The sequence below is a fragment of the Spiroplasma endosymbiont of Phycita roborella genome (assembly GCF_964031195.1).
In the GTDB taxonomy this organism is placed as follows: domain Bacteria; phylum Bacillota_I; class Bacilli_A; order Mycoplasmatales; family VBWQ01; genus Spiroplasma_E; species Spiroplasma_E ixodetis_A.
The window spans coordinates 293,467-306,861 of record NZ_CAXIQJ010000005.1 but is presented as its reverse complement, the minus strand read 5'-3'; the positions used below and the strand labels follow the sequence as shown (position 1 = coordinate 306,861).

12 protein-coding genes, 1 tRNA gene and 1 riboswitch are annotated in these 13,395 nt (G+C 24.7%); of the genes, 12 read left to right on the top strand and 1 reads right to left on the bottom strand.

The window, feature by feature from the left end:
* Window positions 1-15: 15 nt before the first annotated feature.
* Complete coding sequence (locus tag AAHM95_RS07565; RefSeq protein WP_342274551.1) at window positions 16-243, bottom strand: hypothetical protein; 228 nt, start codon at window positions 241-243, stop codon at window positions 16-18.
* Window positions 244-529: 286 nt separating this feature from the next.
* Between AAHM95_RS07565 and AAHM95_RS07560 the strand changes: the two genes are divergently transcribed.
* The 12 genes from AAHM95_RS07560 (at window position 530) to AAHM95_RS07505 (ending at window position 13,388) form a co-directional block, all read left to right on the top strand.
* Entirely contained in the window at window positions 530-1,357 is an 828-nt protein-coding gene (locus tag AAHM95_RS07560) for a purine-nucleoside phosphorylase (protein WP_342274550.1), read from the top strand.
* Window positions 1,332-2,270 carry a tRNA (adenosine(37)-N6)-threonylcarbamoyltransferase complex transferase subunit TsaD gene (gene tsaD, locus AAHM95_RS07555; RefSeq protein WP_338974092.1) on the top strand — a complete coding sequence of 313 codons (939 nt, stop codon included), beginning with the start codon at window positions 1,332-1,334 and terminating at the stop codon, window positions 2,268-2,270. The genes AAHM95_RS07560 and tsaD overlap by 26 nt, the downstream gene beginning before the upstream one ends.
* Window positions 2,271-2,280: 10 nt before the next feature.
* The gene (gene coaE / locus AAHM95_RS07550; protein WP_338961076.1) at window positions 2,281-2,874 is read left to right on the top strand and encodes a dephospho-CoA kinase; all 594 of its coding nucleotides are present in this window, start codon (window positions 2,281-2,283) and stop codon (window positions 2,872-2,874) included.
* 189 nt (window positions 2,875-3,063) lie between these two features.
* Window positions 3,064-3,229: riboswitch (cobalamin riboswitch) on the top strand.
* Between the two features lie 157 nt (window positions 3,230-3,386).
* On the top strand, window positions 3,387-4,406 hold the full coding sequence (gene nrdF, locus AAHM95_RS07545; RefSeq protein WP_252319910.1) for a class 1b ribonucleoside-diphosphate reductase subunit beta: 1,020 nt from the start codon (window positions 3,387-3,389) through the stop codon (window positions 4,404-4,406).
* An 18-nt stretch (window positions 4,407-4,424) separates the two neighbouring features.
* Window positions 4,425-7,031, top strand: a complete 2,607-nt coding sequence (gene nrdE / locus AAHM95_RS07540) for a class 1b ribonucleoside-diphosphate reductase subunit alpha (RefSeq protein WP_342274549.1) — start codon at window positions 4,425-4,427, stop codon at window positions 7,029-7,031.
* Between the two features lie 201 nt (window positions 7,032-7,232).
* A tRNA-Ser gene (locus AAHM95_RS07535) sits at window positions 7,233-7,323 on the top strand.
* Between the two features lie 101 nt (window positions 7,324-7,424).
* Window positions 7,425-8,948, top strand: a complete 1,524-nt coding sequence (gene cls / locus AAHM95_RS07530; protein ID WP_338961075.1) for a cardiolipin synthase — start codon at window positions 7,425-7,427, stop codon at window positions 8,946-8,948.
* Between the two features lie 50 nt (window positions 8,949-8,998).
* Window positions 8,999-9,157, top strand: a complete 159-nt coding sequence (locus AAHM95_RS07525; RefSeq protein ID WP_342274548.1) for a hypothetical protein — start codon at window positions 8,999-9,001, stop codon at window positions 9,155-9,157.
* A 173-nt stretch (window positions 9,158-9,330) separates the two neighbouring features.
* Window positions 9,331-9,699, top strand: a complete 369-nt coding sequence (locus AAHM95_RS07520) for a hypothetical protein (RefSeq protein ID WP_342274547.1) — start codon at window positions 9,331-9,333, stop codon at window positions 9,697-9,699.
* Between the two features lie 14 nt (window positions 9,700-9,713).
* Window positions 9,714-11,498 carry a hypothetical protein gene (locus AAHM95_RS07515; RefSeq protein ID WP_342274546.1) on the top strand — a complete coding sequence of 595 codons (1,785 nt, stop codon included), beginning with the start codon at window positions 9,714-9,716 and terminating at the stop codon, window positions 11,496-11,498.
* Window positions 11,499-11,504: 6 nt separating this feature from the next.
* Entirely contained in the window at window positions 11,505-12,956 is a 1,452-nt protein-coding gene (gene proS, locus AAHM95_RS07510) for a proline--tRNA ligase (protein WP_342274545.1), read from the top strand.
* A gap of 75 nt (window positions 12,957-13,031) precedes the next feature.
* On the top strand, window positions 13,032-13,388 hold the full coding sequence (locus tag AAHM95_RS07505; RefSeq protein ID WP_338961069.1) for an MG284/MPN403 family protein: 357 nt from the start codon (window positions 13,032-13,034) through the stop codon (window positions 13,386-13,388).
* The last annotated feature ends 7 nt before the right edge of the window (window positions 13,389-13,395 follow it).

Here is a 13,395-nt window from a genome sequence, read left to right as displayed (position 1 = left end):
TCTATTTGTTTATAATTATTTATTCATTTTTTTTTCTTTTCGTAATTTTTGTTCTAATGGTTTTATAGTATTATTTGTTTCAACTACTCGTTCTGCTTCTGTTATCCAATTTATTTTATCTAATTTTTCTCATTCAAAATATATTTTTTGTTGTAAATATTTTTGATTTTCAGAAGAATTTTTCATTTTTCTTTGGCATTCTTCTATTTCTTTTTTATTTCCTTTAGTTAAATTTTTAAACATTTATGTTTCCCACCTTTTTAAAATAAAAACTCATTTACTTTAAAATAAAGTAAATGAGTTTTTTATAAACTAAACATTATTTAGTTTTAGTAAATTATACTAAAAAAACTAAAAAGGTGTTGATTAAACTTTTTTAGATTATTTTTTATTTTCTTTAATTAGTATGAAAAGTTATAAAATTAAATTTAATTTTTAAAATAAAAAACCAGTCATTAAAAATATTAATGTTGTTACTAAATTAACAATATATTATAATAACTATTATTTTTTAAAAAAAGGAGAATATATGGAAAATAAAGAAAAAATTTCAACAGCTCATATTAAAGCTGCTCGTGATCAAATTGCAAAAGTAGTAATTATGCCAGGCGATCCATTACGTGCTCAATTCATTGCTTCTAATTTTTTACAAGATTGAAAACAAGTAAATAATGTTCGTAATATGCTAATGTTTACTGGAAAATATAAAGGATATAATATTACTATTGCTGCTAGTGGTATGGGTATGCCTTCAATTGGTATATATTCATATGAGTTATTTAAATTTTATGATGTTGACTGTATTATTCGTGTTGGTAGTGCTGGTTCATATCAAAAAGATGTTAAAGTTTATGATATTATTAATACTACTAAAGTATATAGTGAATCTACTTTCGCTAAATATGCTGCTAATATTGATGAAAATCAAATTGAATCTGTTGGTAATATTAGCAAAATTATTAATAAAGTGGCACAAAAAATTGATAATGAATTTGATCAGCAAAAAAATGAAAATTCTTCGTATATAGTAAGTGAAAAAATAAATTTAAGATCAGGTTTAATTCATTCAAGTGATGTATTTTATCGTATTAATGATAATGATTATAAAACTAATCCTTTAATTAGCAAATGCTTAGCAGTAGAAATGGAATCTTTTGCTTTATTTGCTAATGCAAAACATTTAGAAAAAAATGCTGCTTGTTTATTAACAATTTCTGATTCTTTTATTACCGGTGAATCAATTTCAGCAACATTACGCGAAACTAGTTTTAAAAAAATGATGATTTTAGCTTTAGAATCAGCAGTTGCTTATTATAAAGAAGAGGATATTGATGATAATCTTAGCAATAGAAACTAGTTGTGATGAAACTAGTGTTGCTGTTATTAAAGATAAAAATGTTTTAAGTAATATTATTGCTTCACAAATTAAGCTTCATCAACAATATGGTGGTGTTGTTCCAGAATTAGCAGCACGAGCTCATAGTGAAAATATTGCTACTGTCTTACAAACAGCAATTGAAAAATCTAACATTTCAATTATGGATATTGATTTTATTGCTTATACTAATACTCCTGGTCTTGCTAGTTGTTTACACGTAGGTAAAATTATAGCAGAAACTATTGCTGCTTATTTAGAAAAGCCATTGCTTCCATGTAATCATTTGTATGGACATTTGTATGCTTCTTTAATTAATAATGAATGAGAATTTCCAGTACTTGGTTTATTAGTTAGTGGTGGTCATACACAGTTGATGTTGGCAAATGAACATTTAAATTTCACTATACTTGGTCAAACATTAGATGATGCTGTTGGTGAATGTTATGATAAAGTTGCAAGAATGTTAGGTTTAAAATATCCCGGTGGTCCTGAAATTGAACGAAGTGCTAAATTGGGAAAGCCAACTTATAAATTACCATTACCTAAAAATGATAATAGTTTAGATTTTAGTTTTAGTGGTTTAAAATCAGCATGTGCTAATTTGATAAATAAAGAAAAAGGTAAGTTACAATTTAATAATTTTGCAGCTTCTTTTCAAACAACAGTTATTCAAGTGTTAATTAATAAAATTGAATTAGCATTAAAAAAACATAATCCAAAAACTTTAGTTTTAGCAGGAGGAGTTAGTGCTAATCAGCAATTAAGATTAGCAGTATTAGATTTAAAAAATAAATATCCAAATTTAAAAATAATTGTTCCAAAATTAGAATACTGTACTGATAATGCAGCAATGATTGGTATTCTTGCAAGTTATCAAATTGAACATAAGTAAGGGTGAACTCATGATTATTGGTATTATTGGTGAAGCGGGAGTAGGTAAGACAACCGCTACAAATTTTTTTCAAAATAAAGGTGCGTATGTTATTTTTGTTGATAAAGTTGTTAAACATATTTATACACTAAAAGAAACAAAAAAAGCATTAATTAATGAATTCGGTAATACTTTTATTAATAGTGATAAAACAATTAATAAAATAAAATTACGGTATGAAGCGTTTCAACACCCTCATATTTTACGTAAATTAGAAAATATTATTTGACCAAAAATGGTAAAAATTGTTGAAGAAGATATTATTCGTAATAAAATACACCAAGAATTAATTGTTATTGATTGTGCAGTATTATTTAATGCAAATTTAAATTTATTAGTTGATAAAATTCTTTTAATTGAGGCTGAGGAAGATAAAAAAATCCAACGAATAAAAGAACGTGATAATGTTAATGATTTACAAGTTATTTCACTATTAAATCAACAAAAAAAATATTTAATTTTAAATAAAGATATTGATTTTATTGTTAAAAATAACGGCACTATTAATGATTTTATTAAACAATTACAAAAAGTTGAAAAAAAATTATTAACAAATAAAGTATAAAGATTAATGTTTTTTTACTTTAAAAAACAATAGTAAAATATATTAAATTATTTTTGTATATTAAAATGAAAATTTTCATAATAAAAAAATTAAGAATAATTTTAAAATAGTTGAGGTTAAAAAAATACATAGTAATGTATTTATAAATTACCAAAATTGTTTTTCTTGTAGTAGAATATTTATACAACTAAATAACAAGGAACTTTAGATGTTCGGGAAAAAGATGAGAATTATTTGCTGCCCCAGCAACTGTGATGTTGATGAACGTTACAAAACCATTGAAGATAAAACTTTGAGAAGGGTAACAAGTAAAATGAAGCTAAGCCAGTAGACCGGTCTAATTTTTTAAGTGATATTATATTCCTGGGTGTGAATTAATGATTATTTTTAATAATTACTTTTATTTTTTAATATTTGTAATTTTAATAAAGTAATTTTTAATAATGACAACATCCTTTATATAATATAGGGGATGTTTTTAGTTGTGTAATTAAGTAGAGGGGTAATAATAAATGGCAAAAGATAACAAATATTTTCAACAATCACAGTCACCATTAGAGTATATTATGAAAAATTTTAATGGAAAAATGCGATCTGTAAATTGAAATGTAATCAATGATGAAAAAGATTTAGAAGTTTGAAATCGTATTACTCAAAATTTTTGGTTACCAGAAAAAATTCCTGTTTCTAATGACTTGACTTCTTGAAAAACATTAAATCCAAAATGACAAGAGTTAATAACAAGAACATTTACAGGTTTAACTTTATTAGATACAATTCAGGCAACGGTTGGTGATATTGCACAAATACCTAATTCTTTAACTGATCATGAACAAGTTATTTATACAAATTTTGCTTTTATGGTAGCAGTTCATGCTCGATCATACGGAACAATTTTTTCAACTTTATGTTCTAGTGAGCAGATTGAATCTGCTCATGAGTGAGTAATTAATAATGAAAGTTTACAAGCCAGAGCACGTGCACTAATTCCTTATTATACAAGTGATGATCCTTTAAAATCGAAAGTAGCTGCCGCTTTAATGCCGGGTTTTTTATTATATGGTGGTTTTTATTTACCATTTTATTTATCTGCTCGTAGTAAATTACCTAATACTTCAGATATTATTAGATTAATTTTACGTGATAAAGTTATTCATAATTATTATAGTGGCTATAAATATCAAAGAAAAGTTGAAAAGTTACCAAAAGAAAAACAAGAAGAAATGAAAAAATTTGTATTTGATTTATTGTTTAAATTAATTGATTTAGAAAAGCAATATTTGACAGAATTATATCAAGAATTTAATTTAGCTGAAGACGCTATTAAGTTTAGTTTATATAATGCTGGTAAGTTTTTACAAAATTTAGGATATGATTCACCTTTTAGTGAAGAACAAACAAGAATTAAACCGGAAATTTTTAATCAATTATCAGCTCGAGCTGATGAAAATCACGATTTCTTTTCAGGTAATGGTTCATCTTATGTAATGGGCATTACTGTAGAAACGCAAGATGAAGATTGAGAATTTTAATTTTAAAGGAGTAAAAAAATGCATAATGATGTTGTAAAAGTTTCAAACCAAAAAATATTAAAGCCAGAAGGAAAAATTCATGTTGTTTATTTTTCTTCTTTGTCAAATAATACTCATCGTTTTATTCAAAAATTAGAGGTTTTAAATTCAAGAATTCCTCACGATTTACAAGAGGAAATTTTAGTTGATAAAGATTATGTGTTAATAACACCAACATATAGTGGGGGTGGTGATATTAAAGAAGGGGCAGTTCCTAAACAGGTAATTAAATTTTTAAATAATAAGCAAAATCGTAATTTTTGTCGTGGTGTTATTGCGTCGGGGAATACTAATTTTGGTGATACTTTTGCAATTGCTGGGCCAATTCTTTCAAAAAAATTAAATGTCCCACTATTATTTCAATTTGAATTATTAGGAACTCAAAATGATGTATCAACAATAAAAAATATATTAGTAGATTTTTGAGATAAAGATAAAAAAAATACTAATGAAATAAATACTTTATCTGGAACTTTAGAAAGTGATGAATATGTTACTTTAAATGCTAGAGCAAAAACTACTAATAATGCACAATTTGATTTGCAAGCAGCACAATCTTATATGAAAAATCATATTAAACCAAATTTATTGCTTTTTAAAACCGTTAAAGAAAGAATAGAATATTTAGTAAAAAATCAATATTATGATGAAACAATAATTAATAAATATTCAATTACGGAAATTGAACGATTAACAAATGAAGCATACAGTTTTAATTATCAGTTTACAAGTTTTATGGGTATTTTAAAATTTTATAATTCTTATGCTTTAAAAAGTTTTAATGGTAAACAATATTTAGAAAATTATGAAGATAGAGTTGTTATGAATAGTTTATTTTTTGCTGATGGTAATATTGAACATGCTAGTAAAATTTTAAGACAAATTATGTCTGGTAGATTTCAACCAGCTACTCCCACATTTTTAAATGTAGGGAAAAAACAAAGAGGTGAATACACTTCATGTTATCTTTTACGAATTGAAGATAACATGGAATCAATTGCTCGAGCTATTACTACTTCATTACAGTTATCAAAACGTGGTGGTGGAGTTGCTTTGTGTTTAACAAATTTAAGAGAATTTGGAGCGCCAATTAAAAATATTAAAAATCAAGCAACAGGGGTTATCCCGGTTATGAAAATTCTTGAAGATTCATTTTCATATGCTAATCAACTAGGTCAAAGACAAGGTGCTGGGGCAGTTTATTTAAATGTTCATCATCCAGATATTATGTTATTTTTAGATTCAAAGCGTGAAAATGCAGATGAAAAAATTCGTATTAAATCAATGTCTTTAGGAGTAGTTATTCCTGATATTACTTTTGAATTAGCAAAAAATAATGAACAGATGGCACTTTTTAGTCCTTATGATATTGCAAAAGTTTATGGTAAAGCAATGACAGATATTTCTATTACTAAAGAGTATTATAATATGTTAAAAAACCCTGATATTAGTAAAAATTTTATTAGTGCTCGCAAATTATTTCAAATGATTGCTGAATTACATTTTGAAAGTGGATATCCTTATTTATTATTTGATGATACAGTAAATAAAAATAATGCTCATCCTGGTAGAATTGTTATGAGTAATTTGTGCAGTGAAATTATTCAAGTAAGTACAGCTAGTGAATTTAATAGTGATTTAAGTTTTAAAGAAATTGGTGAAGATATTAGTTGTAATTTAGGAAGTATTAATATTGCAAAAGTAATGGAAAGTGGAAGTGAATTTGGTGAGGTTATTTTTCAAGCAATTCATTCATTAGACCACGTATCAAGAAGTAGTGATTTTTCTAGTGCTCCATCAGTTGCATATGGAAATAAAAAAAATCATGCTTTGGGTTTAGGCGCTATGAATTTACATGGATTTTTAGCAACAAATCATATTTTTTATGATTCAAAAGAAGCAATTGATTTTACTAATATTTTCTTTTATGTTATGGCTTATCATGCTTTTAGTGCTTCAAATAAATTAGCATTAAAATTTGGAAGTTTTAGTGGATTTAAAAATTCAAAATTTGCTGATGGTTCATATTTTGATAAATATATAAAATGTCAGTCAGATAAATGAACTCCTGAAACAAAAAAAATACAAGAATTATTTGCAAAATATAACATTATGATTCCAACTCAGAAGCAATGAAAAGAATTAGTAATAAAAATTAAAGAAACAGGATTGGCTAATTCACATTTAATGGCAGTAGCACCCACTGGTTCAATTAGTTATTTATCTTCATGTACACCAAGTCTACAACCGGTAGTTGCTCCTGTTGAGGTACGAAAAGAAGGGAAATTAGGTCGTGTTTATGTTCCTGCTTATAAGATTGATGATAATAATTTAGCATATTACACTACAGGTGGATATGAATTAGGCCCTAATCCAATTATTGATATTGTAGCAGCAGCACAACAACACGTTGATCAAGCAATTTCTTTAACTTTATTTATTACTGATAAAGCGACAACTCGTGATTTAAATAAAGCTTATATTAGAGCCTTTAAAAAAGGTTGTTCATCAATTTATTATGTTCGTATTCGTCAAGAGGTTTTAGAGGATAGTGAAAATTATCAATGCAATGTTTGTGTTGTATAAATTAATTAGATTATTGAATAGTGGTTTCAAGTAATAAATAAATTTGTAACAAATTTAGTAACATATTATTTATTTAATTTAAAAAATAGTGAAATTTTATTTTGGAATATAGGATTTTTAAAAAAAAATTAAAAAATACATAGTAAATTTTAAAATTAAAGTTATAATAATAATTGTAAAAAAAATAATTATTATAACTTTGGAGTGGTACTCAAGAGGCTGAAGAGGACTGATTGCTAATCAGTTAGGACGGGAAACTGTCGCGAGAGTTCGAATCTCTCCCATTCCGCCATTATTTAAAAAGCATTAATTGCTTTTTTTTACTTTTAAATAATAAATTTATTAATAATTAGATATAATTTAATAAAGAACTCTTTATATTAAGGAGAAATCATGCGTAAACGAGTAAACTTACTTTTATCATTAATCTTATATATTGCTTTGATTGCAACAATAGTTTTCGTTATATTTAATTATATTAAATATTCATGAATTATTTTGATGATAATTATTACTTTAACTATTTTAACTGGTATTATTATTTTTATTACCAATCGTATGCAAGATGCAAAACTATCATGAATTATGGTTACCTTATGTTTGCCAATCATCGGTATTTTTTTATATTGAACTTTTGGTCGTCCTTATCGTTATCGACGAAAACAAAAAGCTTATTTAAAAACAAATAGTTATTTTTATACCCAAGAAGATTGAACTTTTGCTAATTCAATTTTAGAATCAAAAAAAATAACTTTGAGTGATGATACTTTATCTTTATTTAACTATACAACAAGAATTTCTCATCGACCATTTTATAATAATACTGATGTTCAAATTTTAAATAATGGTCCTAATAAATTTGTTAAATTAATTGAAGATTTAAAACAAGCAAAAAGTTATATTTTTATTAATTATTTTATTCTTGGTGAAGGGGAACTATTAGAAGTAATTATTAATGTTTTAAAAGCAAGGATTGAAGCAGGAGTTAAAGTTTATATGATTTATGATGCTGTTGGTTCATATTTTAGTTTATCTAAATATAAAATATGAAAAATGAAAAAAATGGGAATTATTATTCATAAATTTTCACCAGTTAGATTACCATTTATGACAGGAAATTATAATTTTCGTAATCATCGTAAAGATATCATTATTGATGGGAATATTGGCTATGCTGGTGGAGTTAACTTAGCAGATAACTATATTTATCTTTCTGCAAAGTATGGCTTTTGAAGAGATACCCAAATTAGAATTGTCGGGGAAGCTGTTAAATCAATTGATTTAATATTTAGACAAGATTGGCATTTTATTACTGGTAATATTCTTGATATTAGTGCTGAAAAATCTGAAATAAAAATTAAAAATAATATTATTGTCCAAGTAATTGATGATGGACCGATTACTAAAGAAACAATTCAAAAAGATTTATTTATTAAATTTATTAGTAATGCTAAAAAGCGAGTTTGAATTAGTACTCCTTATTTAATTCCAACTAGCGATTTAATTACTGCATTGCGTAATAGTGCTTATTCTGGTGTTGATGTTAGATTATCATTACCCGGAATTACTGATAAATTTTTATCATTAGATATGTCAAGAACTTATTATGATTCATTGATTGAGTCAGGTGTTAAAATTTATGAATATAATAATGTTTTTAACCATTCTAAGTCTGGTATTTTTGATGATGATATTACTATTATTGGTTCAACTAATCTTGATTATCGTAGTCTTTATTCAGATCATCAAACTTTAGTAATTGTTTATGATAGTAAAACAAATAGTGATTTATCTGCTTCATTTGAAAAAGATTTTATTCATTCTAGTTTAATTATTAGTAATCCACTACTACATCGTAGTTTTGCCTATCGGGGTGTATTTTTATTATTGCTTAGAATTTTAGCACCATTATTTTAAAAAAATTTAGTATAATTAGGTAAATATTAATAATAAGGTGGTCATAATTTATGGGTTGAAGTCGACGAATTAAAAAAATTAAAGAATATTTTAGTGATGAAAATCAACCTAATTTGGATATTTCTAAATTATCAGAAGACAATAAAAAAAAACTCCTTTTTTTAATAGGTTTAAAAAACAAAAAAAAACTAATAAATCTTCTACTTTAACGAATAATAAAAAGCGCAATAATATTTTTTTAAATTTTAGAAGAAGATCAACTATTCAAATTATTAAACATTTAGAAAATAAAAATATTTTTAACTTATTTTTTTATACTGATGTTAGTAACATTACATTAATATTAGAACAAGGAATTAAACCTTCTTCACAAATTAAATTATTGCCAAAGCAAGAATATATTGTTTGAACTTATTTAGAACATGCTACTTATTTAGAATTAGAGTTAGGTAATTCAACACGTCATTTTTTTTGAAAGTGATGTGCAGAGCAAAATGTTGATGTTAATAAAATAGCTATTATTTCTGTTGATATTCATAAATTATTTCAAAACACTGTTAAAGATTGAGGTTTAAATGTTGATACTAATCGTGTTCAAATATATGAAACAATTCCTGTTGAAGCTATTGATTGAATTTTGGTTAAAGATCGCAAAATGTTTCGTTTAGCTAAATTATATATTGATAATCAAAGACTAAAGTTAAAACTTTTCCAAGGAAATAATGGTAATATTACTTTAGGCTCTGATTAAATGGAGGTAAAATTATGCGTTGATCTGCAATTGTAATTATTGCTTTAATTCCTTTTATGACAATAATAATTATTTTATTTATGCGTTTAAATCATCGTAATAATCAATATTATAATGTTATCCATGGTGATTTGTTAAGTTTAGTTCCATTGAAAATTGATTTAAAAAATGAAATTATTACTTTTTCTGAACGCTTAGAAGTTTTAAATCGTAAAAAAAGAATTTCATTGTTTGTATTTAAATCAATGATGAATCGTAAAACTAAAGTAAAAATTGAAATTTTTATTCAAGATTTATTAGTGAATAAAGTTCCATTTGAGCCGTGTCATTTTTCGGTTTCCTTTCAATTAGGAAGTAAAGTTATTGTTTATGATTTATCAATTGATTATTTTGATAATAATAATAAAGTTTTGTATGGTCAAATGCAAAGTAATATTCGTTATAATCGTTTTGCTATTTCACAAGCAATTATTTTACAACAAAATGAGTTAACAGTGGTAAAGTCAGTTTTTGTGCAAACTATTTTAGATAATTTTAGTCAAAAAAAATATAATAAAAAAATAAATAGTCAATTTGAATATATGATTTTAATAAAAATAAAAAATTATTTAGCATTAGAAAATATTTTAACTGTTAATAATATTGAACGAATGGAGTTATTAATTTCATATTATAGTAAAATAACTTTAGGATTAGATAATATTATTATTTGTAAATATTATGATGGTCAGTTTTTAATTTATTCTAGAAATAAGAAAATAAATTTATATCGATTCCAAAAAAAAATAAATAGTTATATTAAACGTAATTTAGTAGAAAAAAGTAGTTATTTGCAGATTCAAAGTCAAATATTATGTGTTTATGCTTCAGTAAAAACTGATGCTTCAAATGTCTATATATTATATAATAAAATTATTGATAAGAATCAATTAGAAGTAGTACAAAGTAGAGACTTAATTGAAATTAAATTGAAGACAAATGATATTTTAAATTATCCTGATTATAATCATTATTCGCTTCTACAATCAGAGCAAATGGAAAAATTATTAAGTGTTAGTATTAGACCAGTGTATAAAAGTGATAATTCAAATGAGCCAAATTGTTACTATGCTTGATGAAATTTTGTTAAAAACTCTTATTATGTTTCGTTTATTGTTTTGATGCGTAATATTCAAGATTCAGGATTGTGATGAAAAGTAAATGAACCTTTATTTATTCAAACATTTGAAAAATTTGCGAAATTAAAACAAGAAAAAAACCTTATTCTTCCTGTTAGTTTAATTGAGTTACAAGATAAAACTATTTTAACAAAGTTGATTGCTCTAGTTAATAAGAGAAAAAATCTTTTTGAAAATTGTGATTTAATTTTTGATTTTCAAGATATTGGTGAAATTAATAGTTGGAATAAGTATGATTCAATTATTAAAACTATTCGTAGTAATAAAATAAAAATTTCTTTTACTCATGATTTACGTCATATTGATAATTTTAAATTAATTAATCATTTTAAGCCTGATTATGTAGTTTTAACTTCTAATTTATTAGAACAAGTTACTTTTAGTTTTAGTAAATATATTGATGTTATTATTTGTTTGCATTATTTAAGAATTTTAGGTATTAAAAATATTTTAGCTCGTGGTATTATTAATGTTCCTGAAATTATTGTTTTAAAAGGATTAAAGGTTGACTATTTACTAGGAAAAGTATTAGAATCAGAACAAGCAAATAAAGTGCTAGATGCTTTAAATTATCCAAATTATTGGAAATGACATAAAAGTCAATCAAAGAAAGGTGAATAGATCATTATGAATAATGCAAAGAATAAAAATATTACAGCAAGAGAGATTGATTTTGCCAAATGATATACTGATGTTATTAAGCAAGCAGAACTTTGTGATTATGGTGCAGAAAATGGTTCGGCAGCCGGTACCATTATTTTTCGTCCTCGCGGATATGCAATTTGAGAAAATATTCAACATTTATTAAATCAAAAATTTAAAATTTTAAATATTGAAAATGTAATGTTACCACTTTTAATTAGTCAAAAAGCATTTCAAGTTGAAAAAGATCATATTGAGGGTTTTGCACCAGAATGTGCAACTGTAACTAAAGTTGGAAATAATCAATTATCAGAGGAACTAATTATTCGTCCTACTTCAGAAGTTTTATTTTGTCGTCATTTTTCAAAAATAATTAGTTCATATAAACAATTACCATTATTATATAATCAATGATGCAATGTTGTTAGATGAGAAAAAAATACAAAACCATTCTTAAGAACTAGTGAATTTTTATGACAAGAAGGACATACAATGCATAATAACGATGAAGAAGCAAAAAACTTTACATTAAAAATGATTAAGTTGTATGCTGATTTTGTTGAACAACAATTAGCAATTAAAGTTATTGTTGGTGCAAAAACAATTCACGAACGTTTTGCTGGGGCAAAAATGACATATACAATTGAAACTATGATGCAAGATGGACAAGCATTACAAGCCGGTACTAGTCATTATTTTGGCCAAGAGTTCACAAAGGTATTTAATATTAAATTTAGCAATAAAGACAATAAACAAGAATTAGGATATCAAACATCATGAGGTGTATCGACAAGATTAATTGGTGCTTTAATTATGGCACATAGCGATGATCTAGGTTTAGTATTGCCATCTACAATTGCACCGCATCAGATTATGCTTTTAAATTTATCACCTAAAAGTGATAAAGTTAAAATAACTGTTGAAAGAATATTTAAAATTTTAAGTTCTCATTTCCGAGTATTAATAAATGAAGATAATAAAAGTTTTTCTTATAAGAAAAGTGAAAGTCAAATTAAAGGTATTCCAATTACTATTGCAATTGGTGAGCAAGAAATTGAAAACCAAGTAATTAAATTAATTTTACGTCATAATTTAGATACTATTGATGTTGAAATTAATAATGAAAAATTATTAGTAACAACTATTATTAATCAATTAAATAAATTAAATAAAGATTTATTTAATAGTTCACAAAAAAAATTAAATACAAGTTTAAAAGAATTAACAGATTTTAATGAATATCATAAATTAGTTAAAATTCATAAAGGTTTCTTTATTGTACCTTTTTGTGATCAAATAAAGTGTGAAGAAGAAATTAAAAGTTTAACTGGTACAACATCACGTTGTATTCCTTTAGAACCGTATAAAAAACCAAGTAATTGTTTTAAGTGTCAAACTCCTAATAGTGTCTGAACTTATTTTGCAAGATCATATTAAAATTAGTAAGTTAAATAGAAATAAAATAGAGGAAAAATAATTATTTGTTTTTAAATTATTATTGAGGTGATAATAATGAAAGAACAAATAAGTGCTGATAAGCAACTAATTGCTGCTATTTTTGTTAAATATGAACAAGCAAAATTAACATTAGCAAATAATAATTTTAAAGAAAATTATGTTTTGAAAGAGGATAGTGTTCACTATGCTAATAAGATAGTGATAAATAAGGATTTAAAAAATTATGAAAAACATGTGCAAATTGTTGATACAGTTTTAGCATTATTACCAAAAAATGAATATAGTTATATTATTAGAACGTTCTTAGTTAAATCAAATAAAAATTGATGAAAAAAATATTATCATATCAAAGAATATGAAAAATTAGAAAAAACGGCTATTAAGCGTTTTTTATACTTATATTTAATTTAAGGATATA